The 26,153-nt window shown below is 65.7% G+C and carries 28 protein-coding genes; 4 read left to right on the top strand and 24 right to left on the bottom strand.

Translation table 11 applies throughout. From position 1 onward, the window contains the following. Positions 1-70: 70 nt before the first annotated feature. From AAFN89_RS15095 to AAFN89_RS15035, 13 genes are all read right to left on the bottom strand, one after another. Complete coding sequence (locus AAFN89_RS15095; RefSeq protein WP_347539921.1) at positions 71-1,843, bottom strand: DUF3363 domain-containing protein; 1,773 nt, start codon at positions 1,841-1,843, stop codon at positions 71-73. Between the two features lie 247 nt (positions 1,844-2,090). After that, positions 2,091-2,864 (bottom strand): lytic transglycosylase domain-containing protein, encoded by a 774-nt coding sequence (locus AAFN89_RS15090; RefSeq protein WP_347539920.1) that lies wholly within the window; start codon positions 2,862-2,864, stop codon positions 2,091-2,093. A 3-nt stretch (positions 2,865-2,867) separates the two neighbouring features. Beyond that, positions 2,868-3,203 carry a DUF736 domain-containing protein gene (locus AAFN89_RS15085; RefSeq protein ID WP_347539919.1) on the bottom strand — a complete coding sequence of 112 codons (336 nt, stop codon included), beginning with the start codon at positions 3,201-3,203 and terminating at the stop codon, positions 2,868-2,870. Between the two features lie 57 nt (positions 3,204-3,260). Next, positions 3,261-3,806, bottom strand: coding sequence for a S26 family signal peptidase (locus AAFN89_RS15080; protein ID WP_347539918.1), 546 nt, complete (start codon positions 3,804-3,806; stop codon positions 3,261-3,263). Then, complete coding sequence (locus tag AAFN89_RS15075) at positions 3,803-4,324, bottom strand: DUF2840 domain-containing protein (RefSeq protein ID WP_347539917.1); 522 nt, start codon at positions 4,322-4,324, stop codon at positions 3,803-3,805. Before AAFN89_RS15075 ends, AAFN89_RS15080 begins: the two co-directional genes overlap by 4 nt. Next, on the bottom strand, positions 4,317-4,571 hold the full coding sequence (locus tag AAFN89_RS15070; RefSeq protein ID WP_347539916.1) for a hypothetical protein: 255 nt from the start codon (positions 4,569-4,571) through the stop codon (positions 4,317-4,319). The genes AAFN89_RS15075 and AAFN89_RS15070 overlap by 8 nt, the downstream gene beginning before the upstream one ends. Then, entirely contained in the window at positions 4,568-5,206 is a 639-nt protein-coding gene (parA, locus tag AAFN89_RS15065; protein ID WP_347539915.1) for a ParA family partition ATPase, read from the bottom strand. Before parA ends, AAFN89_RS15070 begins: the two co-directional genes overlap by 4 nt. A gap of 211 nt (positions 5,207-5,417) precedes the next feature. Further along, a complete protein-coding gene (locus tag AAFN89_RS15060; protein ID WP_347539913.1) occupies positions 5,418-6,302 on the bottom strand; it encodes a replication initiator protein A in 885 nt (294 codons plus the stop codon). Between the two features lie 18 nt (positions 6,303-6,320). Then, positions 6,321-6,605, bottom strand: coding sequence for a helix-turn-helix domain-containing protein (locus AAFN89_RS15055; RefSeq protein WP_347539912.1), 285 nt, complete (start codon positions 6,603-6,605; stop codon positions 6,321-6,323). A gap of 141 nt (positions 6,606-6,746) precedes the next feature. After that, complete coding sequence (locus tag AAFN89_RS15050) at positions 6,747-7,283, bottom strand: DUF2285 domain-containing protein (protein ID WP_347539911.1); 537 nt, start codon at positions 7,281-7,283, stop codon at positions 6,747-6,749. A gap of 353 nt (positions 7,284-7,636) precedes the next feature. After that, positions 7,637-7,900 carry a DUF2285 domain-containing protein gene (locus AAFN89_RS15045; protein ID WP_347539910.1) on the bottom strand — a complete coding sequence of 88 codons (264 nt, stop codon included), beginning with the start codon at positions 7,898-7,900 and terminating at the stop codon, positions 7,637-7,639. 147 nt (positions 7,901-8,047) lie between these two features. Continuing rightward, entirely contained in the window at positions 8,048-8,299 is a 252-nt protein-coding gene (locus tag AAFN89_RS15040; RefSeq protein ID WP_347539909.1) for a hypothetical protein, read from the bottom strand. A gap of 890 nt (positions 8,300-9,189) precedes the next feature. Next, the gene (locus AAFN89_RS15035) at positions 9,190-9,678 is read right to left on the bottom strand and encodes a RidA family protein (RefSeq protein WP_347539908.1); all 489 of its coding nucleotides are present in this window, start codon (positions 9,676-9,678) and stop codon (positions 9,190-9,192) included. Positions 9,679-9,830: 152 nt separating this feature from the next. Here AAFN89_RS15035 and AAFN89_RS15030 point away from each other — a divergent pair, with 152 nt between their 5' ends. Then, positions 9,831-10,802, top strand: a complete 972-nt coding sequence (locus AAFN89_RS15030) for a YafY family protein (protein WP_347539907.1) — start codon at positions 9,831-9,833, stop codon at positions 10,800-10,802. A gap of 153 nt (positions 10,803-10,955) precedes the next feature. Here AAFN89_RS15030 and AAFN89_RS15025 read toward each other — a convergent pair whose 3' ends face one another. The 3 genes from AAFN89_RS15025 to AAFN89_RS15015 form a co-directional block, all read right to left on the bottom strand. After that, positions 10,956-11,279 carry a DUF736 domain-containing protein gene (locus AAFN89_RS15025; protein ID WP_347539905.1) on the bottom strand — a complete coding sequence of 108 codons (324 nt, stop codon included), beginning with the start codon at positions 11,277-11,279 and terminating at the stop codon, positions 10,956-10,958. Positions 11,280-11,870: 591 nt separating this feature from the next. Then, positions 11,871-12,311 carry a hypothetical protein gene (locus AAFN89_RS15020; protein ID WP_347539904.1) on the bottom strand — a complete coding sequence of 147 codons (441 nt, stop codon included), beginning with the start codon at positions 12,309-12,311 and terminating at the stop codon, positions 11,871-11,873. A gap of 142 nt (positions 12,312-12,453) precedes the next feature. Next, positions 12,454-12,627: a hypothetical protein gene (locus AAFN89_RS15015; RefSeq protein ID WP_347539903.1), complete on the bottom strand. Its 174-nt coding sequence runs from the start codon at positions 12,625-12,627 to the stop codon at positions 12,454-12,456. A gap of 545 nt (positions 12,628-13,172) precedes the next feature. Here AAFN89_RS15015 and AAFN89_RS15010 point away from each other — a divergent pair. Beyond that, positions 13,173-13,949 carry an alpha/beta fold hydrolase gene (locus AAFN89_RS15010; RefSeq protein ID WP_347539902.1) on the top strand — a complete coding sequence of 259 codons (777 nt, stop codon included), beginning with the start codon at positions 13,173-13,175 and terminating at the stop codon, positions 13,947-13,949. Positions 13,950-14,253: 304 nt separating this feature from the next. Here AAFN89_RS15010 and AAFN89_RS15005 read toward each other — a convergent pair whose 3' ends face one another. The 6 genes from AAFN89_RS15005 to AAFN89_RS14980 all read right to left on the bottom strand — a co-directional run bounded on the left by AAFN89_RS15005 (position 14,254) and on the right by AAFN89_RS14980 (position 23,919). Beyond that, the gene (locus AAFN89_RS15005; protein ID WP_347539900.1) at positions 14,254-15,198 is read right to left on the bottom strand and encodes a DUF2493 domain-containing protein; all 945 of its coding nucleotides are present in this window, start codon (positions 15,196-15,198) and stop codon (positions 14,254-14,256) included. Positions 15,199-15,511: 313 nt separating this feature from the next. Then, positions 15,512-16,570 carry a toprim domain-containing protein gene (locus tag AAFN89_RS15000; RefSeq protein ID WP_347539898.1) on the bottom strand — a complete coding sequence of 353 codons (1,059 nt, stop codon included), beginning with the start codon at positions 16,568-16,570 and terminating at the stop codon, positions 15,512-15,514. After that, positions 16,571-20,851 (bottom strand): strawberry notch family protein, encoded by a 4,281-nt coding sequence (locus AAFN89_RS14995; RefSeq protein ID WP_347539994.1) that lies wholly within the window; start codon positions 20,849-20,851, stop codon positions 16,571-16,573. A 165-nt stretch (positions 20,852-21,016) separates the two neighbouring features. Further along, on the bottom strand, positions 21,017-21,265 hold the full coding sequence (locus tag AAFN89_RS14990; protein ID WP_347539896.1) for a DUF6117 family protein: 249 nt from the start codon (positions 21,263-21,265) through the stop codon (positions 21,017-21,019). Continuing rightward, on the bottom strand, positions 21,262-21,681 hold the full coding sequence (locus AAFN89_RS14985) for a hypothetical protein (RefSeq protein WP_347539895.1): 420 nt from the start codon (positions 21,679-21,681) through the stop codon (positions 21,262-21,264). The genes AAFN89_RS14990 and AAFN89_RS14985 overlap by 4 nt, the downstream gene beginning before the upstream one ends. Positions 21,682-21,780: 99 nt before the next feature. Beyond that, complete coding sequence (locus tag AAFN89_RS14980) at positions 21,781-23,919, bottom strand: ParB N-terminal domain-containing protein (protein WP_347539894.1); 2,139 nt, start codon at positions 23,917-23,919, stop codon at positions 21,781-21,783. A gap of 268 nt (positions 23,920-24,187) precedes the next feature. Here AAFN89_RS14980 and AAFN89_RS14975 point away from each other — a divergent pair, with 268 nt between their 5' ends. Together AAFN89_RS14975 and AAFN89_RS14970 are read left to right on the top strand one after the other, a co-directional pair. Beyond that, positions 24,188-24,511, top strand: a complete 324-nt coding sequence (locus AAFN89_RS14975) for an antibiotic biosynthesis monooxygenase family protein (protein ID WP_347539892.1) — start codon at positions 24,188-24,190, stop codon at positions 24,509-24,511. Positions 24,512-24,515: 4 nt separating this feature from the next. After that, on the top strand, positions 24,516-24,947 hold the full coding sequence (locus AAFN89_RS14970) for an EVE domain-containing protein (protein WP_347539891.1): 432 nt from the start codon (positions 24,516-24,518) through the stop codon (positions 24,945-24,947). Between the two features lie 23 nt (positions 24,948-24,970). On the opposite strand, the gene AAFN89_RS14965 is transcribed toward AAFN89_RS14970, so the two are convergent. Together AAFN89_RS14965 and AAFN89_RS14960 are read right to left on the bottom strand one after the other, a co-directional pair. Further along, positions 24,971-25,186 carry a hypothetical protein gene (locus AAFN89_RS14965; RefSeq protein ID WP_347539890.1) on the bottom strand — a complete coding sequence of 72 codons (216 nt, stop codon included), beginning with the start codon at positions 25,184-25,186 and terminating at the stop codon, positions 24,971-24,973. Then, positions 25,186-26,148 (bottom strand): zincin-like metallopeptidase domain-containing protein, encoded by a 963-nt coding sequence (locus AAFN89_RS14960; protein ID WP_347539889.1) that lies wholly within the window; start codon positions 26,146-26,148, stop codon positions 25,186-25,188. Before AAFN89_RS14960 ends, AAFN89_RS14965 begins: the two co-directional genes overlap by 1 nt. Between the last annotated feature and the right edge of the window lie 5 nt (positions 26,149-26,153).

Here is a 26,153-nt window from a genome sequence, read left to right as displayed (position 1 = left end):
TATTTCGCGACGAACTTTTGCGACGCACCTGAGGTCCGGTTTCCACCCACCCCTATCCGACAGCGGAGGCCTATCGTCCCAGCTCCCGTTTGCGGCCGAAGCTCCATTCGATTTCGCCCCCGTTCCTTGCGATGCCGGCGATGTGCTGGCCGAGCTTCTTCTCGAGCGGCGGCGACCACGGCACGAGCTGGAAGCCGAGGCCGTTGTCGATCATCGCGAAGCGGCCGGATGTGAGATTGAGGCGCTGACGATAGACGCCAGCGATGTGCTCGCCAGCCGCAGTCTTCAGATGCGGCAGGCCGTTGTCGGCCGAGAGCTTCGCCGCGGCGGCGTCCAGATCACGACGGCTCAGGGCGCTTAGGAGACCGCGCTGCAGAATGACGCGCTCGCCTTGTCGGCGAGCGAACCCTTGCTCGGCGAGATGCTCGGCGCGAGCCGGCATCGCTTCGCGAACCTCGCGGCCGAAGCCGCCCATCGCGAGCGGTGTCGGGTCACGTTCGACGAGCCGGTGATCGAGCCATGTCGCGCCCATTGCCGTGATCTGTCGCTTCAGGTCGAAGTCAGAGCGATTGGCGAGCACTAGCGTTGGACGTTCGTCCTGCGGCCCGCCGAAGCGGCGGACCTCGACGATGCCGCCAAGCGGCGGCGAGTGTTCGAACGCCTCGATGCCCCGGAAGCGAACATGGTGGGCGCGGCCGTCGGTGCCGTCGATGACGGCATAGGCTTCGCCGGTCAGTTCGTTCTGAAGGCCCTTGTCCACCAGACGCCCGATGATCGGCGAGCCGCTCACCCCTGCATCGATCACATAATCAGCGACGCCGCGATCCTCGCCTCGCTCGGCGAACGCCCGGTGCATCGTCTTGATGATATCGCCGCGCATACCGAGGTCGCGCAGCGAACGTTCAGCTTCAAGGCCGATCACCCATTCGCCCGGCCCAGCCGGAGTGGCGAGGCCCATCTTTTCCAGGTGCTGGACCCGGCCAACCATAAGGCTTCGACCTTCTGGATCGGTCGGGCCATGTGCCTCGGGGCGCAGGTCGATGTGCCCGGTCGCATCGGCAGCGATGCGGATCTCCACATCGAGCCGCGTCCAACGCTCGGCGGTGATCTCTCTCGCCAGGGCGTTGCGGATTTCGTGCTCGGGTCGTGGCCCGAGTTCGATCGACGCGAGCTCTTCGGCGCGTGAGCGCATGCCACGGCTGATGTAATCGCGCGAGATCACGAGGTCCGCGCCGGTGTCGGCGACGCCCCGCACCAACAAGTGGACGTGCGGATTGTCGGTGTTCCAGTGATCGACGGCGACCCAGTCGAGCCGGGAGCCAAGGTCGGTTTCCATCTGCTTGGCGAGGTCGCGCGTGAAGGCGCGAAGGTCGGTCATCTCGCCGGCGTCCTCGGGCGAGACGATGAAGCGAAAGTGGTGCCGGTCCTCCTTCGAGCGTTCGGCGAAGGCCAGGTCGTCGGCGCGGTCGGTGCCCGCGTCGAACATCGCCGCCCTCTCGCCGTCACGGGTCACGCCGTCGCGCTTCAAATAGGACAGGTGCGCGGACAGCGGGGCTGATCGAAACGCCTTGCCGGAATGCCGGCCAATCCGAGCGGCGACAACGACACGCCGGCTGGAGGAAAAGAGACGATTCCGGCTGAAGTTGATCCGGCCACGCCCGAAACTGGAGCGGCCGAAAGCGGGCGATCGCCCGGTCTTCGGCCCCGAGCTGGACACGCCATTGGCATGACCAGCCCGTTTGGCGGCGTGCAGCACCTTGTTGATGAAGCTCTTGGCCCTCGGCACGCGCGTGCTGCGGATGCGCCCTGGCCGAACGCGAAAATCGCTATCGCCCTCGCTCATGGCTGCCCTGCCAAACGGGGGCCGGCTACAGTGCCGGAAACTGCATTGGAATCACTGGAGAATTCCTCAGTCGCGGCACGCGACCCGACCGATAGGCACGCCGAAAGACAAGCCATCTCAATGGCTTGGATGACGACCGGCGAGCCTCTTTTATCTTGCCATCGTTCGGTCGTGCTCCCCACCCCCCGCCTCAACACACTCCACGATCCGCGTATCCACGCCATGATGCGATGCCGGAACCCGGTGCTCATTGCGGCTGTCCCGTGCGCGACCTGGCGACGAACAGGCCATCGGGCTGCGGCGCGATCGTGTCGGAGTCTGTGACGGATGCCGCCGCTGGAGCATCCTCCGATTGACCGTCGGAGCGCATAGGATCGACAGCCTTGGTGATCGAAACGCGGCGGACGAACAGTGGCGAGCGTCGCCATGCGTCGGGATCGACGGCGGCGACCGCGACCGAGGCTGTGAGGTCACGGCCACCGACAAGAGGCGCGAGCGTGGCGAGATAGGCCCGCGTTTCCGCCGGAAGCGGACGGCCCGTGAGATGTTGTTCGTAGCGGCGAGGACCGGCGTTGTAGGCCGCGAGGAAGCCGGGCGCGCCGTAACGGTCGTGCATCTCGCGCAGGTAAGCGGTGCCCGCCAGGATGTTCTCGCGCGGGTCATAGGGATCGCTGCCGAGGCCGTATCGTGCCCGCAGCTCGGCCCATGTCCCCGGCATGACCTGCATCAGCCCCATGGCGCCGGCGGATGAAATCGCACGCACCTGGCCGGCGCTTTCGACGCGCATGATGGCACGGATCCATGCCTCCGGGATGCCGAAGCGGTGCGAGGCTTCCGCGATGTGGGCCGCGTAGGGATCGGCCGGAACCGGTCGCTCCACCGGCGCGCTCTGCGCCAGCGTGGCGACCGGCGGCGCGGCTGCCGAGACGAGGCCGGAAAGGAGAAGGAGTGCGGCCGTTCGGGCGGCGCGCGCCAGCCCGACGGTCGCAAGATCCCGATATCGCATGTCGAAGCGCGACATCGTTCAGTCCCGCTCCGCGCGCTTGGAGGGACGGTTCCAGTGCAGCGACCAGCCGTTTCCGTCGGCACCGGTCCGGAACAGGTTGGCGCGGATCGGTTGCGGAAGAGCGGGATCGTCGATCGCCAGCGAGACGTAATCACCGGCCTTCTCGCCCACCCGTTTCCAGCCGGCGCCGATCTCAGGGCCGTCCTCCTGGCCGATGTGAACACGGAAGTCGGGCGCGTTCTCGGCGTCCGAGGGCTCGGCGGGAACAATGGCGAGTTCGACGTCGAATCCGAGTGTTCTAATGCGGCCGGAATAGCCGGTCTCGGTGCGGGTGAAGTCTCCGATCTGTGCCATGGCTTTGTCCTTTCTGCTTGCTGGGGGAGAAGTTGACGGTGCCGATCGACGCGCTGATCAGCGCGTCTGCGCGCGCCATTCGAAGCGGCCGCGGCCGTTCTCATCGGTCCAGAGCGGCACCGCTCGACCGATGATCGAAGTGGCGGGGATTGGCCCGAAATAGCGGCCGTCAAGGCTGTCCGAGACTTCCCAGTTCATCAGGAAGACCTCGCCATCCGCGATGCGGCGGCAGCCCTGCCATCCGGGCATTGGCCGACCGAACCTGTCGGTCTCGCGAGCCTGGCCCATCGCGACCCGATCCACCGTGATGGTGACGCTGACCCGACAGACCTCCTGTCGCGGCAGACCCGCGACCCGCTTCAGGAGCGGCACGCCGGGCGGCAGATAACCGCCGTCGGCAAGGAAGCTCGCCATCGGCTCCGGCGGATCGACCGCGACAAGGTCGGTGACCTCCAGTCGCTCGATCGGCTGCACGGCGTAGAGCCCGATCGGCGTGCTGGCTGAGGCGTTCCAGATGAGCTTGGTCGGCGTATCGACATAGGTCGAGACCGCGACCAGCGAGGTGGCGACCAGGGTGCCGAAGGCCCAGACAAGACGGGTCATGGCTCCGCCCTCCGGCGCTTGAGCCATGCGTCGTGGCGCTCGCATGAGTAGCTGCGGGGCTCGTGCCCAGCGGTCAGGCGGTTGTGGACGTGACGCCAGTGATCCGGGGCGACATCGGCCGGATCGAGGTCCAACGCCTCGACAGCGTCGATGGCCTGGAGCACGCGCTCGACCTTCGGCCAGCCGTCCGCGCGGAGGAGGATCTCGCCGCCGGGACGCACGAAGGGGAGCGTCTGATGCGCTTCACCTGGCCCGATCGCCCGCACGATGTCGATACGCGAGATGATGGTCCCGAAGTCGTTCGACGCCCATCGGACGAACGCAAAGATTGCGTCAGGCGCGAAGCTGACGATGCGCCGGCGACGGTCCAGGATCTGCTCATGGACGGGATGGCCGAACCGGATCCAATGCTCGATCTTCTTCTCGACCCAGGTCAGTTCGACCTGGGTGGTAAACGGCGGGAGGGCGGACGCAGGTTGCCGTCCCGCGCTCGCCGGTATGGCGGCTTGGCTAGTCATGATGGTCTCCGGAAGGGTCGGGAAAGGATTGCGAGAGCAACTCGCGCAGCATGTCCGCGACGGTGGTGCCGCGCCCGAAGGCGGCGATCTTGATGCGCCCGCGCAGCTCCGGTGTGACGTCGATGGTCAGCCGGGCGGTGAAGGTGTCGCCCTTGGGGGCTACTGTGGTGGACTCCCCGGCCTTGATCCAGTGCTCCGGATCGGCGGGGCGGCGGGCGAAGCCGGGCGTGGTCGACGGCTTGGTCACGGCGCCAGCCCGTCGATCTCGCGAGCGAGGGCCGCGATCTCGCGGGCGGCGGGACTGCGCTGATTGATCTCGGAGACGAGCCGTCCGGACCGCGCCGTGTCGGCGAAGGTGACGCGCTGGCCGATCGTCGTGGCGAGCACCGGGGGATCATGGTCAGCCAGCGTCTCGGCCGTTTCCCGGGCGATGACGGTGCGGGCGGCGCAGCGGTTCAGGACGAACCGCACGGCGAGTTGCGGACGGTACACGCGCGCCTCCTCGACCAGGCGCAGCATCTCGGCGGACGCCCAGCCGTCGAAAGGCGACGGCTGCACGGGTATGAGGACGAGGTCGGCGGAAAGCAGCGCCGAGCGCATCAGCCCGGCGACCCGGGGTGGTCCGTCGATGACGATGTGGTCGACGCCGCGCGCCAGCTCCGGCGCCTCGCGGTGGAGCGTATCGCGGGCGAGACCGACGACGCCAAACGGGCGCGGCAGGTCCTCGCGGGCGCGCTGCTCGGACCAGTCGAGAGCCGAGCCCTGCGGGTCCGCGTCGATCAGCGTGACACGCTTTCCTCTCCCGGCCCACTCCCCGGCGAGATGAAGGGCAAGCGTCGTCTTGCCGACCCCGCCCTTCTGGTTGAGGAGCGCGACGATCATGACGCGCTCCGGGCGGCAGCTTGCCGGTTATCCGCAGGCGGGCAGAACGGGGGGCGCGTTAGAAAGATTCCGTAGGAATCTAGGTTAGAGAAGTTACGGAAGCCGCAAGTCTCTGAAATTGCGAGTGGAACCAGCGATTTCGGTCCCCGATAGCACGAGGATCGGGTCCCCGATGGCACGACAGGGGCGGTCCTCGATAGCACGAGACGATTCACAGCTTATCCCCAGGGCGGGCGTTGGCGCGGCGGCGGCACTGTGTGCCAAAAGACGGCAGACCGGTCGGAGCGAAGGAGAGGCGTTCGGGTCCGCTGGACGGGCGCTCGATCGTCAGGCGATAGCCAGGCAGCGCCTGGCGACGGACGATGTCGCGCAAGTCGTAGGCGAAGTGCTTCAGAGGCGAGAGGCTGCCCGACTTGGCGTGGAGATGGATGAAGTCGAAGCTCCAGCCGAACTCTTGCCGGCCGCCATGCTTGCGCACGAGCCGATAGAGCCAGCGCTCCAGGCCGCCGGTCAGATCGAAATAGGCGCGGTCGATCGTCAGCACGAGCGCGTCGTCTAGGACGGCGGCGTAGAACCAGTCGGGAACGATCAGCTCGAGGCCGAGTGGACGGCCGCGATCGTCGGCTTTTTCCTTCCACTCGTTGATCCAGGAGAAGCGATGCAGCCGCCGTTCGGTCGGCTGGCGGATCGAGGTCGCGATGGTGGTGGATTGCAGCCGGTCGAGCGCGGCCTTCAGGCGGTCGTAGTCTCGCAGGGAGACGCCGCGGCCGATGAAGTTCAGGATCTCGTAGGGTCTTGCGCCCATCAGCCGCGATGGCCGTAGGCCGGCGTCGCGGGCCTCGACGATCTGGCTCGCGGCCCAGATCAGCACGTCGGCATCCCAGATGGTCGCCATGCCGTGCTCAGGCACCGCCTCGACGCGGATGACGATCGACCCTGCCTTGAAATCGATCGGCGCCAGGCGTTTCGACTTGGCAAGGGAGAAGAACGGGTAGGCCATAAGGTCCTGCGCGTCGCGGGGCGCGAGATCGCCGGGGAGCGCTCGAAACAGGTCGAGCTGTTCGCGCTCGGACATCGGGCGAGGTCGTGCCGCCATGGGATGAGCGCCCGACGGTTAGCGGCCCGCACGACCGGCGAAAGCCGGCGGCAGGGCATCGTGACGCTTGGCGGGAAGAACGGTGCCGCGGCCCGGATCAGAGGTCGAGCTCTTGGCGCCGAGGTCGGCCCAGGACTGGAGATCCTCTACGGCGTACACGACGCGGCCGCCGAGCTTGCGATAGGCGGGTCCGGTCCCGTAGGTGCGATGTTTCTCCAGCGTCCGGCCGGACAGACCGAGGAAACGGGCGGCTTCGGGGGTTCGTAGAAATCGTTGCGGCACGCCGGTGGGATTGGCGGACATAATCGGGCCTCCGTGGGTTCGGTTCGCAGCGCCGAAGGGCGACGGTGAACGAGGGCCACGTTGGCGGAGGGCGGCGGCGCGGGGGGATGGCGAAGATGATGGTCCTAAAAACGCACCCCCAAGCAGGGGCACGGGACCGGGTCAGGCTCGACGTCGATGCAGGAGCTGGCGATAGCCGCCGCTGACCATCTTGCGTCCGTCGCGGACCAAACGGATGGCGGCATCGCGCAGTGCTGAGGTCTTCCAGGGATCCGACGCAACGCGGCCTGCACCGAACATGACTTCGGCGATGTCCCGGTAGCTCGCCCCGGATGTCGTTCCGTCGAGTGCCTGGAGCATGTGCTTGAGGCGGCGTCGGCGCTGCGCCGTCAGGCGCGTGTCCGGCGGTGTGGGTGGCCGGCTCAGACCGCGTATCAGGCGGGCGAGCGCATCCAGCCGGTCCGGTGCGTCGGCGTCGAGCGGCAAGAGCGCGGCGAGCGGTTGGCCAGGTCGCGTGTCGCCTAGTAACAACAGATGGAGGGCGGCGGAACCTCCGCCATGCACCATGTGCAGGCCCTCGTCTCCGAGGCGGACAGTGACGGGATCGAGCTCAGCCGGCGGCGTGCCGTCGCGGCCGGGAAGCGCCGGCGCTATCGTGAGAATCACCGTGCCCGGATCGGCCTCCGGCGCCCAGAACACCGTCGTCTCGCTGGCCGCGAAATCGGGGCGGACAGGGAAATCGCACGCCCCACCGCAGCCTCACCAGGTTGGTCAGCTGGGTGGCAGCGCGAGGGCGCCGTTCGATTTCGGCATAGTCGCGCTGGTATTCCGCGTTGCGCCGCAACCACTCCCAAGCGAGGTCCGACGGGATGAGGTCGTCTAGGTAATCGTAAGTCGATGACGATCGCCATCGAGACGTGTCGGGCTTCATCGGCGGTCTCCGGGGCTCGCATGGATGGTGCATGGACCGGACGATACGATTCCCGGTTGAAAACACTCGGTAAAGTCCCGGCAGACGCATCATCCGTTGCGTGAGACGCACGCCTCCGGTGTCAGTGCCGTCCTTCTCGGACAAGCTCGCGATAGCCGTGTTCCGTCATCCAGCGGGCACGGGCGAGATGGGTGTTGTGGATGCGGCGTGCCCGCTCCGGCTCGCGGTCGGGATCGAGACCGAAAAGGACCGAAACAGCCTCACGCCAATCGGCGCCATCGGCCTCGGCGTCTAGAAGGCGCATGTACCGTGCCATCTGTCGCCGGTCATAATCTGTGAGCGCCGGGCTCTCCGGCGGCTCCTCCTTGAAATCATTCTGCGTCATGGCGCTTCTCCGCGATGCTCCTGAAGCCGTGGCCGTGATGCTTTGACCAGCGTAATATTGTTGAACGGTGCAACACCGCGACGAATGGACGTTACGAAGGCAGCAGGCTGCAGATCTCGGAACGTGCCGCCCGGCTAGTATCGAGCGTCAGGGCGCCTTGCCAACGCCGGATTCCCTTACGATCATCACACCCTCGCCGCGATCGGACGTCAGGAGAACGATGCCGGCGGCTTCCAGCGTCCTGCGCACCTGATCACGCGTCGATTCATGCACCTTGAGGTCGTTGGCGGACTCAAGGCGCTTGAGCGCGGTCAGCGATACCAGGGCCTTTTCAGCGAGCGTCTCCTGATTCCAACTCAGCAACGCGCGCGCGGCCCGCGTCTGTCGGGCGGTGATCATGCATGACCACCTCCTACGGACTCAGGCGCGCACGCCACGACTACGACTAAAATAGTCGCCTTTGCTACGACTGGCTAGTAGAAAGCGCCTGTGCAGGCGTTCCGGCCTGGCGCTAGGCTCTGTCTGATTCGGTCGCCCATAGCTCAAAATCAGATTGCGAGCTTGATGCCGGCCGAGAAGCTCGCTCGAGATTGATGGAAAGTAGACTTCCGGCCTTGATCTTAGATGACGCATAGCACCCAGATTTCTTATCGCAGAAAGGTTGGAATTCCATGCTTCAAACCGGGGGATGTCGGTTTAATGCAGTAACATATAATCTGGACGCCAATGAAACGGTTCACGTCTATGCGTGCCACTGCCTAAATTGCCAAACATGGAGCGGAAGTGCCTTCGGCGAACATGCGATGGTTCCCGAGTCAGCAATGACGTGCGACGGCCCGACAGTCTCTTACTCCCATGCGAACGGCGGGATCGACTTTGAGCAGGTTGTTTGCGAGGCCTGTCATACGCGTATTTTCAATCGCAATAGCGCGCTCCCCGGGCTGATTTTCCTTCGGGCAGGTACATTGTCGGACAGCCATCGCCTGGAACCGATCGCCCATATCTGAACGAAGCGAAAGCAATCCTGGATCGCAATCCCGGACGAAATCCCCTCCTTTGAGGAATCGCCGACGCCAGAAGAGTTCGGAAAGGCAGTTAAGGCCGTTCAAGAAGCGCAGGCACGTCGCCCGGACTGACTGGCACGGCGTGCGAAGCTCCCTTTGGCAATGCGAACCGCAACCGCGCTCCTGTGTCAGGCATCACGCGCTGACGACATTGCCCCGCCCGGTTGGACCGGGCGGGGCACCGCGGGCCTCGGTCGCCGCGGCGCGTGGGGCTATCCGGCGCCGTTAATACAGAACGACGACGGCTTCGACCTCAAAAAGCATTGGATCGATCGCAAGCTTGGGAACCGGGATCAGAGTTTGCGCTGGCAGCCTCTCGCCGAACATTTCCACGACGTTCCTGGTCAGCACTTCCAGCTTGTACATGTCGTGATCGACGACGAATACGGTGAGTTTGGCGACCTGGTCAGGTCTTGCCCCGATCCCTTCAAGCGCGGCATTTAAGTTCGCGTAGGCCTGTTCAACCTGAGCCGCGAAGTCTGGCGACAAGGCTCCCGTGTTATCTTGCCCGCCCTGTCCGGATATGTACGCTATCCGGGCATTGGGAGGGGTGATCACCGCCGTGCTGTAGCCATTCGGCGTTGGATCGTAGAGGTTCTGGGGATTGACGATGGTGAGCTTGCGATCGCTCTCGCCAGCCGAAGTCGTCGTAGCAAGTCCTGTGGTCATGGTGAAAAGCACTCCTGCAATTAAGTATTTGACGGCGCGTGACATGATCTCGGTTCCAAGTTTATTCCCGGGCCGACTTCCGCGTGCCCGGGATGAGGTCGGAGCGAGCATCGGCGCATTGCCTCACCCTCGTCCGACAACAGCACATTAAGCGGCCATACCTGTCAGTTCGTGTCAGGTTGGGTTAGGCTCTTTGTATGCGAGCGAGCCGCCTTTTATCCATCCTGACTACCCTGCAAGCGAAGGGACACGTCACCGCCCAGGCGCTCGCCGAAGAATGCGAGGTGTCTCTCCGCACGATCTATCGCGATGTGGATGCGCTAAGCGCGGCGGGCATACCGATCTACAGTGAGCGGGGCAGCAGCGGAGGCTATCGCCTGCTCGACGGGTATCGTGTCCGTCTGAACGGCCTATCCTCGACCGAAGCCGACACGCTGTTTCTGGCCGGGCTTATGCGACAGGCAGGCGACCTGGGATTGGGCGCCGTGGCGGCGAGCGCGCGCATCAAGCTCTTGGCTGCCTTGCCGGCAGAGATGCGTCCTGGCGCGATGAGAACGCGTTTTTATCTCGACGCACCGACTTGGTTCAGCGAGGGCGAAACCTTGGTCGATCTGCCGCTCGTTGCCGACGCAGTGTGGAACGAGCGTGCTATCCGCATGCGCTACCAGAGCCGGACGGCAGTGAAGGAGCGGCGAGTTGAGCCTCTTGGAATCGTCCTGAAAGGCGGCGCTTGGTATCTGGTCGCCCAGGACAATGGCGCCGCCCGCACCTACCGTGTTTCCCGAATCGGGGAGCTAGAAGTTCTTGATGAACGCTTCGAATATCCAGCGGCTTTCGACCTTCAGGCCTATTGGACCGAGAGCATCCGTCGCTACGAGTCGGAGATCCACCCGAATCTGGCCGAAATTCGTCTTTCGCCTCGTGGCATCGAACTAATGAAGGCCTTTCTGACCCCCTCCGTCAACGCGGATGCGACGGTGTCAGAGGAGGCTGATGCGCACGGCTGGCGGCAGGTAACGCTTTCAGTGGGATCGATCACTCACGCCTCAATGGAGATCCTCCGGTTTGGTTTGGAGGCCGAAGTGGTCGGACCACCGGAACTCCGCGCCGAAATGGCAGAGATCGTCAGCACCTTGGCAAAAGTCTATGTTCGTGGTGATCGGTCGTAGGAGCACACCAGCTGAAGGTCTGGTTATGCGACCGCGATCCCGGAACGCTCACGTCCGAATTTGGGTCGCGGACCGCCACCGCGCCGCGCCGTCAGGCGGCACGCGCGTATGACAATGCCCCGCTCGGTCGGACCGGGCGGGGCGTCGCGGTCCTCAGTCGCCGCGGCGACCGTTGGGGCGGGACCAGATGAGACTGTAGCCCTCGTCCTCGTCGTCGAAGAGGTTGGCGTAGATCGGAGCGTTGAAGCTCGGATCGTCCAGCTTCAGGCCGAGATAGTCGCGGCCCTCGTTGGAGCGCTTGGTCCAGGCGGCGCCGATCTCGGCGCGGCCCACGAAGACCCGGTGGGAGGGGGCGTTCTCGCTGGCCTGGTTGGTTTCGGGAACGATGCGGACGTTCCTGGCCTGGACCGAGAGGGTGACGATGTCGCCGGCGAACTCGTTGGTGCTGGTCTTCTTGAAGGTGCCGATGGTGGCCATGATAAGTCTCCGTTGCTCTCTGTTTCGAGCCCGCGCCCATCGCGGCCTCGATGGCGATCAAGAGGCCGGAGGCGATCGACGGCGCATCGCTTGCGACCGCAGCATGGCGGAGGACGGCGACAGACGACTTTCTTGTTTCGCGAGGAATGACGGCGTAGCCGGCAGGGGAAGAAAGTCGATCGGCGCGGTTGCGTCATAGGCGATCGCGGCGAAGCCGACCTTCGGCCAGATCAGGCCATTGAAGAGGCCGCAGCGGAGCGCGGGACCCGACAGAGATCAGCAATGGAGACCTGGCACGACCCACGACCGAAAGCGGCCCGCACCATTCCGGCGGATAAACCGCACCCCATTCCGGCAAGACCGCCTGCTCTGCATCGGCGCTGCAGCAACAGTTGGCGAGCGTCCGACACGGTCGATACGGTAGGTGACGCAAAGCCGCTGCCCAACGCTTCCCATCAACGCTTCCCATCAAAGGGTCGATCACGACAGGCAAGCGACGACGTTTCTCAACGCCGTTCACCTGCGCCATCCCGCACCGACGTCGGGACTTTGCGCGTCCCGCCCTGGGCCTTCCCCCGTCGAAGCAGTCGGTCAGCCCCGCGCCGCTACCTGCCCGGTCTGACCGGATGGGGCCATCGCCACCACACGGGTCCACGCGGTTAGGCCGATGGCGATGGCGCCGAGAACGGAAAAGGCCATCTGCCACTCTTCCGACGGCATGGTCAGGCGGGTGAGGCCGAGCGTGGCGTGGTAGCCGGTGAAGGCCGCCGGGGCCGCGAACGCGAGGGCAATCGCGAACCGCACCCAGACCGCCCGGACAGTGGTGAACATGAGCTGGCCGAGGCCGAAGGTCAGACCGGCGGCGAAGGCGCCGACGAGGAAGGCGCCGATCGGTCCGGCGCCGGAGTCGTAGGCCCACAGCCCGACCGTCATACCGGCGAAGAAGGGGAGCGCGTAAACAGCCAGGGTGAAGAGCAGCCAGCAGAAGAAGCCGATGCCGGCGACGGACAAGAGGATTCCGAGAGCGATCATGGTGGTGTCTCCGTGACAAAGGGTCGAACGGTCGCGCCTCCACCACCACCACGGCGCGTTATCGAGCATATCCGAAAATGGCCGGTGACGGGAGCGGAAATCCTTGCGGGACTTCCGCGTCGCCAGGCGAGACCGCGCGTCCTCATGGCTGGAAAGGATCGAATTCGTGAACGATGGTGGCAGGGTCACCGTCGTACTCGGCGGTCGGCATGACGCCGAACTCGCCGTTGCCGGCCTGGAAGACGACGATGCAGACCATCAGGGTGGTGGCGAGGCTCCAGCCGAGGGCGTGGGCGTTCGATAGGGATTGCGACATTGTTCCGGCTCCTGTCTGGAGGCGGGGACCATCCCCGCTCGACAGGCGCCCGATGTGTCCGGGGCACGGCCGCGATCACCGCGCAGGCGTCAGCCGGAGTGGCCGCACGCTGCGCGTAGCGGACCCTTCACGGGTTGATCGTGGAAGGCCGGAACCGGACCAAGGATTGCGCCAATGAGAGCGGGGTGATCGTCGAGAAAAAGAACAGCCGATGGTTATCGCGCAGTGAGAATGCTGTAACTGCGGCTCGACATGCCCGTCCGTTTACGGGTGGGAAACGGACTGGCAGGTTTCGGGCGGTTACACGGCAAAGCTGCCTTTCACCTAGTCATCGAGCTTTGGCGGCAGCCGCCGCATTGAAGACGCTCAGGCTGATTTTGACCGTGCCCGGAAGCGGACCAGGAACATTAACGCTCTTACCGGCTTGTGCAGGAAAGTCGGTTGTCGGAACACCTGCAAGGTGACGGACGCGCGGAGACGTGCTGGTCACTGGCCCCTAATGCGGATCGCGATCGTCAGCGTTTTAAGGTAACAAAAGAAGCAGTATGATTAAGCAGATTAAACGGGGCACGGGCCGGAAGCTGCTATTAATCCACGGCCTCGGCGGAAGTTGGCAATCGTGGAGCACTATCCTGGATGCACTTAGCGCCAATCGAACGGTGATCGCGATTGACCTTCCGGGGCATGGGGCCACCCCGGCGGAACACGACAGCGGGACTTTCGACGGTCTTGTCGGCAGCGTCGAGCGCTATATTGCGGACAGCGGACTGGCAGGGATTGACGTTGTCGGCAGCTCGATGGGCGCGCGGATCGTGCTCGAACTCGCTCGACGCGGCAATGTCGGCAACGTGGTGGCGCTTGATCCGGGTGGCTTCTGGCGGGGTTGGGAACGAACCTTCTTTAAGACCACCATAGGAGTTTCCGGGCGCTTGCTCCGGGCAATCCAGCCCAGCCTGCCAATGCTGAGCAAGAATGCGGCGTCGCGCACTGCGCTGCTAGCACAACTATCCGCGCATCCTTGGGCGCTCGATCCGCAGGTAGTTGCGACGGAATTGGCAAGTCTCAGCACTACATCGACATTCGACGCACTGGTCCGTGACCTTGCAAGCGGTCGCGAGCAGACCGGTCCTGCCGCCGATGCCACTGGTCGGATCGTGATTGGGTGGGGCCGGCATGATCGTCTATGTCTGCCAAGGCAGGCGGCGCGGGCAATAGCCGCTTTTCCTTCCGCTGATCTGCATTGGTTCGAGTCCAGCGGCCACTTTCCTATGTGGGACATGCCCGAAGAGACTGTGGCCGTCATTCTTGCCGCGACTCAATGACGTCTCACCACAATTCCGCCAGTCGGCGTGAGACGATTAGCACCTTGCCGCCAGACAATTATCATGTGAACGCCGGCCTGCGGATCGATTATAAGGTGACCGAGGGTATCCAACTGGGAACTGGAAGCCGCAATTTGTTCGACGACACCTATCAGCTGCCGGACGGATTTCCGAGCAGTGCCGCAGCGGACGGGCCGATTTCGGGCCAGTTCTGCCGTCTCTGGGAATTGAACGAACGACAGGTTTCGGGCGGGCACAGAAGCATTCCGAACGGCGACAATGGGGTCGAGAGCGGAAACGCCGCTCACGCGCCGCCTCCTTTCGCGCGGAAGTCGAACAGCGGGATGCCGAGCTTGCGGGCCTTGTCGGCGAGGTTGTCCTGGATGCCCGTGCCTGGAAATACGATGACGCCGATCGGTAGGACGTTGAGCATCTGATCGTTGCGCTTGAACGGCGCAGCCTTGGCGTGCTTCGTCCAGTCGGGCTTGAAGGCGACCTGCGGCACCTTGCGGGCTTCGGCCCATTTGGCAGCTATCAATTCGGCACCCTTCGGCGATCCGCCATGCAGCAAGACCATGTCGGTGTGCTTCGCACGAACCTGATCGAGCTTCGCCCATACCAGTCGGTGATCGTTGAAGTCGGCGCCGCCAGTCAGGGCGACTTTCGGTCCAGCAGGCAGCATCACCTCGGTTTCGGCACGACGCTTGGCGGCGAGGAAGTCGCGGCTGTCGATCATGGCCGAGGTCAGGGCGCGATGGTTGACCATCGAACCGCTGCGTGGCCGCCAGGATGATCCGGTATGGCGCTCGAAGTGCTCGGCCGCCTGGTCGCGCATCAGCTCGAAGGCGTTGCGGCGCTCGAGAAGGGTCTGTCCCTCGGCGACATGGCGCTCCAGCTCGACGGACTTCACCTCGGAGCCGTCCTGTTCACGCTGGCCGCGGCGCTGCGCCTGCTCGTTGTCGTCCAGCTCGCGCTCGATCCGGTCGGTAGCGCGGTGAAAGAGATTGACGGTCGACCAAAGCAGGTCGTCGAGGTCGAGTTCTAGGCGAGTGTCGCTCAAGGTGACGATTAGGGCGTCGAAGATGTCGGCGATTGCGCCAGCGACGATGTTGCCTTCCGGGAGCGGCCTTGGATCGGGTTCGTCCTGGAAGGGGCGAAAGCCGTAGAGCTGGAGTTCGGAGAGGACGTGGTCGGTGGGCGAAGAGGCATGATGGGGTTCGAAGCCGGTGTCGTCGTGATCGGTGGTCATGGGGTGCTCCCTCATCGGATCGACCGCGACCGCCGCGGCCTTCATGGCGACGAAAGGCGGCGGGCGGAGCGGGCCAGCACCGCCGAGCGCAGCGGGAGCGGCCGAAGCGCAGCGGAGGATGGCGAAGGCCGGTTATTTTGCTTCGCGATGCAAAGCGCGGTGTGCCGCGCGGCGGAAAAGAACCGGGCGCAGCCATTGCCGGACCGGGCCGCTTGCCGTTCCGATCGCCCTCTAAGAAGGCCGTGGTCGCGGCTCTCTCCGACCTCAGGGGAACGCCCGCCTGCGATGCATTGCACCGGCCGCGAGACCAACCTCACACCTCCGTTCCGGCCAAAGCCGGCAATTCCATGAAGCGGGCGACGTCCTCCGGGGCAATCTGAACCCTGAGGGCCGCCAGAAGCGCGTTCGACCCAAGCGTGCGGAGATCCTCGTTGAAGTCCCCGAGCCGTGGCGACAGGGTGATCGCCTCGATCCCGGCCGCCTGTGCGCGTTCGATCAACGTCCCCATCGCGCCGTCACCGGCGGGATCGTCGTCGCGGGCGATATAGAGGCGGCGGAGTGTCGCGGGGAACAGGATGGCCGAAAGGTGCGCGGCGGAGAGCGCCGCTGCCGCCGGCATGTGGGGCAGCACCATTCGCAGCGACAGCATGGTCTCGATGCCTTCGCCGGCCGCCAGTACGTCGTGCGCCAGATCGAACCGGACCGCGTTGCCGAGAAGATCGCCCATCGCGCGCCTCGGCGTGTCGACCGGCGCCTTGTCTCGTCCAGATGGGTCGAGCCAGGTGCGATGCGCCCCGGTGATCCGGCCGCCCTGATCGGTGACCGACGCGATCATCGCCGGCCAGGTCTCGGTGGGGGAATGCTTGTCGGGGCGATAGTAGCAGCGCGGGTGGAACCGCAGAGCGCCGGTTCCGTGCAGAGCCGTAATGCCGCGTTCGCGCAAATACGCCTCTACGACCGTGCCCGAAATCAGCTGCGACATGGCGAACAGGCGCCGCGCCGATTCCGGCGATCCGGCTGGTGTCGACGACGGTCGGGGTTTCGGATTGCGCGCCGGTTCCGGTCGAGGCAGGCTGAGGAAGCGCCGCGCCTCCTCCGCGACGTCCTTGAAATCGAGCAGGCCACAGCTCTCCCTGATGACGTCGAGGAGATCGCCGTGCTCGCCGGTGGCGGCGTCGGTCCATTTGCCGGCCGCGCCCTTGCCGGATTCGGCTCCTTGCAGCCGGACGAACATCGATCGGCCGGAGCTGTTCTGAACATCGCCGACCAGCCAGTAGCGGCCTTCGCGACGACCGTTGGAGAGATACTCGCGGCACACGGCCTCGGCGCTGCGGCCAAGACGTTGTGCCAATTCAGAAGCGTCGCGGGCCATTTACGCGGCCTCCCGCTCGGCGACGCGCTGGACCGGATAGCGCTCCAGCACCTTTGCCAGAATGGCGGGACCGCCCGAACCGGTTGGCACGAACATCCGCAGCTTCCACGAGATGATCTCGTGGAACAGGCCATAGGCGCGCAGCCGATCGCGCATCGTGTCGGTGAAGCCGGTCAGCTCGATGCGATTGATGCCCATGACGCGCGACCGCCGGAGCTGGAGGCCTTCGGCCAAGTCGATGATGGTCCTGCCATCTATCAGCGCGGTGAAGGCGTGCTCGGGGCTCAGGGTGCCGCCGCCTGTCGCTATCGCGCCGGCGACCCAGGCGGGGGAGACGCGTCGGCCGACGATGCGCTCGCCGGTGTCGGTCTGAAGGCGATAGACCCGCGTCGACTCGTTCGGCAGGCGCTTCCAGATCGGCAGCAACAGGCCCGACACGATATGGATGGTGCTGTCGGTGAACGCCGGCACCTCGGCCAGTTCGGCCTCCCAGGCGCGGGCGAACGATTGGCGGTCGGTCTCGGCCCAATGGGTCTGAGGCATCATCGCCAGCGGCATGGCCGGACGCTCCATCGGCCGGATGAGCCGGACCCTGCGCTCGACCTCGCCATCGTCGAGCATGACGCTGGTGGTCGGGATCTGCACCGCGGCCCGGCCCGACTGCCCGTTGACGAGCAGAACGGCGCGCGGGTCGGAGGCGTGATCCAGCGCATCGTCGAGGGTGACCGGCCGATTGCGCTCGCGCTGGGTGATGGTGAGCAGCCGTGTCTCGGCCGAGGTGCCGGGATGGGTGTAAATCGCCTGCCGGTCGGTGACGACGAAGCTCTCGGCTGTGAGCGTCTCCAGCCCGACGTCATAGACGCCGGCCGAGATCGCTCCCTCGATGCGCGACGCGAGCAGCTGCTCGAACGCCGTGAACAGGGTGTTCTGAAGGTCGATGGTGAGTGCCAACAGACGGTTCAGGAACGTGGTGATCGGCGGCAGCTCGTCCTTGATGCCGCTGGCGTCGGTCAGCGACAGGCCCGTTGCATCCTCGAACGCCTGCAGCGTGCAACCCTCTACCTTGCCGCCGACAAGTAGCAGATAAAGCCGCCGCAACGCGTCGCGGGCATAGGCGCTCTCCAGATTGTCCTCGGGTCGGAACAGGCCCTGGCCGCCGGTCTGGCGCTGCCCCTTGGTGATGGCGCCGAGCGTGTCGAGCCGCCGGGCAATGGTGCTCAGGAACCGCTTCTCGGCCTTCACATTGGTCGCGATCGGCCGAAACAGCGGAGGCTGCTGCTGGTTCGTCCGGTTGGTCCGCCCGAGCCCCTGAATCGCCGCGTCGGCCTTCCAACCCGCCTCGAGCAGATAGTGGACGCGCAGACGACGGTTCCGTGCCGACAGCTCGGCGTGATAGCTGCGGCCCGTGCCACCCGCGTCTGAGAAGACGAGGATGCGTTTCTGGTCGTCCATGAAGGCGCTGGTCTCGGCGAGATTGGCCGAGCCGGCGCGGTTCTCGACCATCAAGCGGTCGCCCCTGCCGTCGGCACCGGACTTGCGGACGATGCGGCGCGAGCGGCCGGTCACCTCGGCCACTACGTCAGTGCCGAAGCGCTGGACGATCTGGTCGAGCGCGCCCGGGACCGGGGGCTGCGACGCCAACGTCTCGATCAGCCGATCCCGCCTAGCGACCGCCTCGCGGCTCTCGACCGGCTGACCATCACGATAGACCGGCCGCGACGACAGCTTGCCTTCGCTGTCGCTGAACGGCTCGTAGAGCTGAACCGGGAAGGAATGGGCGAGATAGTCGAGGACATATTCTCGGGGTGTGATGTCGACCTGGACGTCGCCCCACTCGTCGGTGGGGATCTCGGCCAGGCGGCGCTCCATCAGCGCCTCGCCGGTGGAGACGATCTGGATGACCGACGCATGGCCGTCCTCGAGATCGCGCTCGATCGATCGGATCAGCGACGGCGTCTTCATGCTGGTGATGAGGTGGGAGAAGAAGCGTTGCTTGGCGCTCTCGAAAGCGGATCGCGCGGCCGATTTGGCCTGAGCATTCAACGTGCCGGTCGAGCCGGTGATGTTGGCGGCCTGCATCGCGGCGTCGAGATTGTTATGGATGACCGAAAACGCCCCGGCATAGGCGTCGTAGATGCGGACCTGCTCGTCGGTCAGCGTATGCTCGACCAGCTCGTATTCGACGCCTTCATAGGAGAGTGAGCGCGCCGCGTAGAGTCCGAGCGCCCGAAGATCGCGGGCGAGCACCTCCATCGCCGCAACGCCGCCGGCCTCGATCGCCTCGACGAACTCGGCGCGCGTGGCGAAGGGAAAGTCTTCGCCGCCCCAGAGGCCGAGGCGCTGGGCATAGGCGAGGTTGTGGACGGTCGTGGCGCCGGTCGCCGAGACGTAGACGATGCGGGCGTTCGGCAAAGCGTGCTGGAGCCGAAGCCCCGCGCGACCCTGCTGCGAGGCAGCCTGGTCGCCGCGTTCGCCCTTGCCCCCGGCGGCGTTCTGCATGGCGTGGCTCTCGTCGAAGACGATCACTCCATCGAAGTCGGAGCCGAACCAATCGACGATCTGCTGGACGCGGGAAACCTTGTCCTCGCGCGCGTCGGACCGCAGCGTGGCATAGGTGGTGAATAGGACGCCTTCCGCCAGACGGATCGGCATGCCCTGGCGGAACCGCGACAGCGGCGTCACCAGCAGACGCTCCATGCCGAGCGCCGACCAGTCCCGCTGGGCGTCCTCGATCAGCTTGTCGGACTTCGACACCCACACGGCGCGGCGTCGTCCCTTCAGCCAATTGTCGAGCAGGATGCCCGCGACCTGACGACCTTTGCCGGCTCCCGTTCCATCGCCGAGGAACCAGCCGCGCCTGAAGCGGACGGCGTTCGCCGCATCATCGCGGGCTGCCGAGACGAGGTCGAAGGTCTCGTCGACCGTCCACGATCCTGCGAGGTGGTCGGTATGGGCTTCGCCCGCGTAGATGACGGATTCGAGCTGGGCGTCCGACAGCAGGCCATCGGAGACGACGGCAAGTGGAAGATGCGGCCGATACGTCGGCGTCGGCGGCGCGACCGAGGCCATCGCGGCCGACTGCACCAGCTTGGTGGGATGCGCCCGAGAGCCAGGAATACGGATCGCCTGCAATCCGTATTCTTCATAAAGCGCCTCGGTGATCTGGCCGCCTTCGGCCGGTTTCCAGTCCACGGTCTCATAGGCGAGCTCAACGCCCTGAGGTTCGGCCGCGGTGGCCCGAGCGGAGGACGGACGCATGACGTAGGCGCGGACCGAGCGGGGAATGGCCGGAGGTGCGACCGTGGCGACCGCGACAGACGCGGCGATCGGGAGCCGAGCCGGGACCTGGCTTTCGACCCAGCCGAGCAGCGTGGCGACATCCGGTGCGATACCGGGCGATGCCGGCAACACGGCGGCATCATTGGCCGCAACCTTGTCGATGACGGTCAGCCGGGTGTCGATCGTGGTCCCATGCTTGGCGTAGACCGACCCGTCGATCGCCGCCGAAAAGACGACGCGCCCGCGTTCCTGCAACCGCGCGAACGCATCGGCCCAGGCATGATTGTCGGGTGAGAAGCTCGATCCGGTGATGGCGACCAGACGCCCGCCCTCGGCGAGCCGCGCCAGCGCTGAGGCGACATGCCGGTAAGCGGCATCCGTCATGCGGCCGGACACGTTGGCCATGACGGAGAACGGCGGATTGATCAGCACGACGCTGGGCACGATGCTCGGGTCGAGATAATCGTCGATTTGCGCCGCGTCGAAGCGGGTGACGACGGTGCCAGGAAACAGGTGGCCGAGCAGCGAAGCGCGGGTCTTGGCGAGCTCGTTGAGCACCAGCGACCCGCCCGCCAGCTCGCCGAGGATGGCGAGCAGGCCAGTGCCGGCCGATGGCTCCAGCACGCGGTCGGCGGGCGTGATAGCGGCGGCGGCGCGCGCCGCGAGGCCCAGCGCGATCGGCGTCGAGAATTGCTGGAACGCCTGGCTCTCCTCGGAGCGACGGGTGTGAGTGGGGAGAAGGCACGCGATCTTGCCGAGCATCGGCAGCATGGCGGCGGGCGACGCGGCCCTGCCGCGAAGGGCCGGACCGAACTTGCGCAGGAATAGGACGGTCGCCGCCTCGCAGGCATCGTAGGCGGTTTTCCAGTCCCAGGCGCCCGACGCGTCGGAGGCGCCGAAGGCGGCTTCCATCGCGGCGCGCAGCATGGGCGCGTCGATGCGATGGCCGCGTTCGAGATCGGGGAGGATGAGCTGCGCGGCGGCGAACACGCGGGACGCCATGCCGGCATCGGCGGCTGTGCAAGACTGTGACGCAGCCGGGAGGGCAAGCGCGGAAGCGGTGGACGTGATCATGAAGGAACCTCGGGAGAGCGGGGACGGTTCGAACCGCAGGGCGCTCTCTCTCGACCCCACCGGCTCAAACCCGTCCCGGCCTTCCTCTCCCTCTCAAACCGGCGCTGGGTCGCTCGCCCCGCCGGAAGCATCGGGCGGCACATAGGCGTCATAGGGACTGCCATCGGCGAGATGCCCAAAGGGCGTCATCACGAAGTCGCGGCCTTCGCGGCCGACAGCGCAGATGACGTATCGCGTCGCGCCGGTGATCGCGTCGGCGCATTCCATCAGCGCCAGATTGCCGTCTTCGGCGGCGCGCAGCAGGGTGTTGAAATTTGTCCGGGCATGATCGGGGATGCTCATCGTCCGTCCTCCGCTCCGTCCGCCAGGGTCAGCGCGAGCCAGCCATTGGTGTCTGTCCAGGCGACGGTCGAGCCATCGGCAAGGTCGAGAACATGGGCGCCGCCGCCGAACGCATTGACGCGCGGTCTGGAGCAGGTGTTCGCCCATTCGAAGCCCCAGCGGCCCGCCAGAGAAAATGCCTTGGCGCATCGCTTGACGAACGTGAGAACCTGCTCGGGATCGCCGGTCACGTCGTCGCGGATCCAGAGCTGGGTGCCACCGTGCTCGGGCTGGATCGACATGACGAAGCCGACGACGCCGATCTCCTCGCGCTCCACCTCCTCGGCGAAAGCAATGTAGAGATCGAGCGCACGGGCGGCGTTGGCGGGCGTGCCGACGTCGAGCAGGCACGAGAAATGGGTGAAGAAATCGGCCATCGGAAAGTCTCCTGAAACGAAGAAGCCCGGCGCGGTGGCCGGGCTTCTTGAAGGGCTGGGAAGGTCGCGGGGCGACGGATGCCGCCCCGCAGGTTCGGGTCATTCGGCGGCGATGGCGTGAGCGGACACCTCGTCCGGGTCGGCGGCACCGTCAGCCGGCTCATCCTCGTCGTCGGCGAGGAAGGCCGGCAGCGCCTCGGCTTCGGAGCCCGCGTCGGGCTCGCCCGTCGCCTCGGCGACCGCCAGGCGCAGCGGTTCCGGCAGCCAGCCGGTGCCGTCGAGAAGCCGTTCTGCCTCTTTGGCCATGTCGGCTTTCTTCAAGTGGTCGATGAGTTGCGCCGACTGTTCGCCCTTGGCCTCACGCACCGCTTCGAGGATGCGCGGCTTGGTCACGCGGCCGAGATAGTTGTCGACCGTCGGCCGCCATCCCGCCTCCACCATGTCGAGGCCAACGGCGTGGGCCAGCCGGTCGGCCTGCGTCAGCCGACGATCGAGCCCGTGCTGCGAGAGCCCGCCGCCGAAGCGATCGACTTTCTCAGAGAGGGCGTTGACCCCATAGGACACGCAGTGGGCCAGCAGCGCGGTGCGGCTGGCGTCGTCGAGACGGACCAGCCAGTCCCACAGCGCATCCTCGTCGCCCGGCATGTCCGCCTTCCAGCCTTCCTGCCGCTCGGCGATCGCCTTGGCGGGCGGGCTGTCCTTGAGGTCGGCGGCCTGAACGGGGAAGAAGACGTGCCGGACCGAAGCCTCAAGGCAGCCGCCGGACGACGATGTGCGCTGGAAGGTGTCGAGCACGAGCTTGTGCAGCAACGCCGTGACCGCGACATGCGGGTTTGCGGCCAGCGCGTCGCGCAGCGCGAGCGTGCGGTGCGCCGTCAGCTCGCCGACAAGCCGCTCCGGCAGCGGCTTGATGACGTCCTCCTCGTCATCCTCCGGCTCAGCCTGGCCGCCGATCGTGATCACCGCGCGTTGGACGCCCGGCGCGGTCGGATCGGATGCTGTGGTCGGGTGCTCATCGCCATCCTCCCCACTGTCGGCCTCGACGTTGGGAGCCTCGTCCTCGGGGCGGACATAGCCGCGGTCGACCGACAACCTGCCATCGGCGCCGATGCTGACGAAGACGCCGGCGCGGGCGATGTCGGCCGGGTCGTAGATGACCGGGCGTTCGTCGAAGGCGGCCAGCGCCGTCTCGATCTCACCGAGCCGCTCATCCACCTCGTCCGGCAGCTCGTCGGCACCCTCATATTCGGCTTCGAGCTTGGCGTATTCGGCTTGAAGCGCCTCCTGCGTCGCTTGTTCGTCGGTGGTCAGCTCGGCGGGGATGCCTGTCAGCTCCCGCAGACCATAGGCGCAATCGTAGGGCGTCTCGACGGCGACCGAGATCCACTTCCAGCCCTCAGTGGCGATGATCTCCGCCTCGGCCTTCAGCTTGTCGGCGACGAGTCGATCGAGCAACGCCACGTCCTCCAGCCAGCCGCCATCGTCGTTCTGGAACAGATCGCGCATGATGACGCCGCCCGCGTCGGCATAGGCTTCCAGCCCGACGAACTGCGCCCGCTTGTCCGAGGCGCGGACCGTGGTTTCGGTCAGCATCCGGCGAATCTGATATGGCTCCTTGCTGTAGGACCGCGCGAGCCCCTCCCAGACCTGCTCCTGGCGGGTGTGGTCATGGGTGACGGTGAAGGCCATCAGCTGTTCCAGCGTCATGCCGTCTTCAGCATAAAGGTCGAGGAGCGTGTCCGAGACCGCGGCAAGACGCAGCCGCTGCTTCACGACGTTGACGGGCACGAAGAAGGCGGCGGCGATGTCCTCCTCGGGCTGGCCCTTCTCCCGCATCGCCTGAAAGGCGCGGAACTGGTCGAGGGGGTGCAGGGCGACGCGCTGGATGTTCTCGGCAAGCGAGTCGTCCTCGGCCAGGATGTCCGTTGACGGATCGCGCACCACGCAGGGCACGGGCGCGGTCTTGGCGAGGCGCTTGCCCTTGACCAACAGCTCGAGCGCCCGGTAGCGGCGGCCGCCGGCGGGGATCTCGAACATCCCGGTCTCGGCGCCATCGGCGTCGACGACGGGGCGGACGTTGAGGCCCTGAAGCAGACCTCGCCGGGCGATGTCCTGCGCCAGTTCCTCGACCGAAATGCCGGCCTTCACACGCCGGACGTTGGCCTGAGACAGGATAAGCTTGTTGAAGGGGATGTCGCGCGAGGCGCAGAGGGTGATCTTCTGAACGGCGGTAGCCATGTCGGTAGTCTCCGTGACGAACGCCGAGAGCCTCTCTCTCGAACTCAATCCGTCACGAAACCGGCGCAGCCCTCTCACTCTCTGGACGAGGAACGCAAAGCAGGAGGCCCGTAAGGGACAACGCCGGATGATCGGATAATGCGGCAAGATCGTTCGATACTGCCAAACAGATCATCGCACCCGAGCATCAATCGCGACTTGCAAGTGCATCGCTCGTTTGATTGGGATGACACTCACTCCCCCCAATACCATTCTTGGAGCAGGCCACATGACCCACATCCAACCGAACGACAGCCAGATCGCCCTGATCAATACCTTCAAAGTCGATCCAGATAAGGCTGAGGCGCTCATCGCCCTGCTCGATAAGGCGACCGAAACCGTGATGAAGCACCGGGTGGGATTCATTTCGGCCAACATCCACCGCAGTCTCGATGGCGGCCGAGTGGCCAACTACGCGCAATGGCGGACGAAGGCCGATTTCGAAGCGATGCTGGCCGATCCCGCCTGTCAGGAGCACATGAAAGCGGCGGCGGACCTGGCGGATTCCTTCGATCCGGTGCTCTACACCGTCTCGTCCGTTCACGGAGCCTAAGCGTTTGGCCCGTTACTGGATCGTGGTTGCGTCCGCCGATCACATCCGGACGGCGGTCGATGGCCATTTCGTGCAGGCCGGCCATGGACGGCGGGCACCGGTTGAGACATTCCATCATGGCGACGGAGTCGCCTGCTATGCCCCGCGCGAGCGGATCTCGGCGGGCGCCAAAGTCCAGGCATTCACGGCCATTGGCGAAGTCAAAGGCGATCAGGTGCTGGCGGTCGACCGTGGCGCGATTGGAATGCACCACCGCCGTCGTGTCGCATGGCAAGATCATGCGTCGTCCGCCCCGATCCGACCCATACTTGATCAGCTTGGATTTACGCGGGACCGGGGGGCAGCGTGGGGGCTGGCGTTTCGACGCGGTCTGTTTGAAATTTCGAAGGACGACTTCCAGATCATCGCCGAAGCGATGGGCGTTGCGCGACCCTAAGTAAGTCATGTGACGCTTGGGTCTTACGCGGTCACCGTAAGACGAAGTTGCGCCGCCTGTGGCTCCCAGCCGGTGTCGGCGAAGATGCCGCAATCGGGCATCGGCTCGATCTCGCCATGCGCCGCCATCAAGGCGAGGGTCGTGGACTGGACGCCGGCGCCCAGGCTGAGGACCCGCAGCCCGATCGTCGGGGCGGGTTGAGGTTCGGCAAAAGCTGCCGCTGACGCGAAGGCGTTCATCAGGCCGCCTCACGCTTGTCGTCCGCAGGAGCGGAGACCTGCTGTTCGGGGCCGGGTCGAAAGGCGAGCAGGTAATCGGCGGCTTTGGACGCGGCCGAGGCCGCGCGCACGATCACCTTCGAGTCCTCGCGCAGCACCTCGAGCCAGGAGCCGATATAGTCGGCGTGGCGAACGGTCGGTGTGATTCCGAGTGTGGCGCAGCAGAAGGCGGCGCACATTTCGGCCACCAGTTCCTCGCGCGCATATTTTCCGGAGCCGAAGCCGCCGGAGAGATCGCGCGCGAGACGGGAGGCGTGGCCGCTCCAGTGGCCGAGCTCATGCAGCGCTGTGCGATGCCAGTTGATCGGCTCGAAATATGCCTCGGGGCGAGGAACCTGGATGTAGTCAAGCGCCGGTGCGTAGAACGCCCTCTCGCCGCCGAGCCGGAGATCCGCGCCGCTCGCCCGGATCAACGCCTCGACCTCCGGCAGGATCAGTCCTTCGCGCACGGGCGGCGGAGCGGTGACGAGCTCTCCCGGCAGGCCCTCGCACTGGTCCGTCGAGAACACCGTGAACCGCTTCAGAAAGGGGATCGCCTGCGCTTCCTCGCCGGTTTCCCGCGCCCGCCGGCGTTCGTCGTCGGGCACGAAGCGGTCGGCATAGACGACGGTCGTGCCGCGTTCGCCCTTCCGGACATTGCCGCCGAGGCTGAGAGCCTGGCGGAAAGTGAGCCAGCTCTGGCAGGAGAAGCCACGGGCGACAACGGCGCCCCAGAGGATCAGGATGTTGATACCGGAATAGGTCCGGCCGGTCGCCGCATTCTTCGGCATGGCGAGCGGTGCCGAGACGCTGCAGAAGCCCCAAGGCTGGACCCAGGGCAGACGGCCGGATTCAAGCTCGGCAATGATGTTCGAGGTGATCTCGTCGTAGAGGTTGGTGCGATCGGCCGCGGAGGCGGATCGGGAAGGATTTGAACGAGGCATCGCGG

The organism is Inquilinus sp. CAU 1745 (assembly GCF_039839375.1).
Classification (GTDB): Bacteria; Pseudomonadota; Alphaproteobacteria; order DSM-16000; family Inquilinaceae; genus JBDOQU01.
This window is presented reverse-complemented; position numbering and strand designations above follow the sequence as displayed.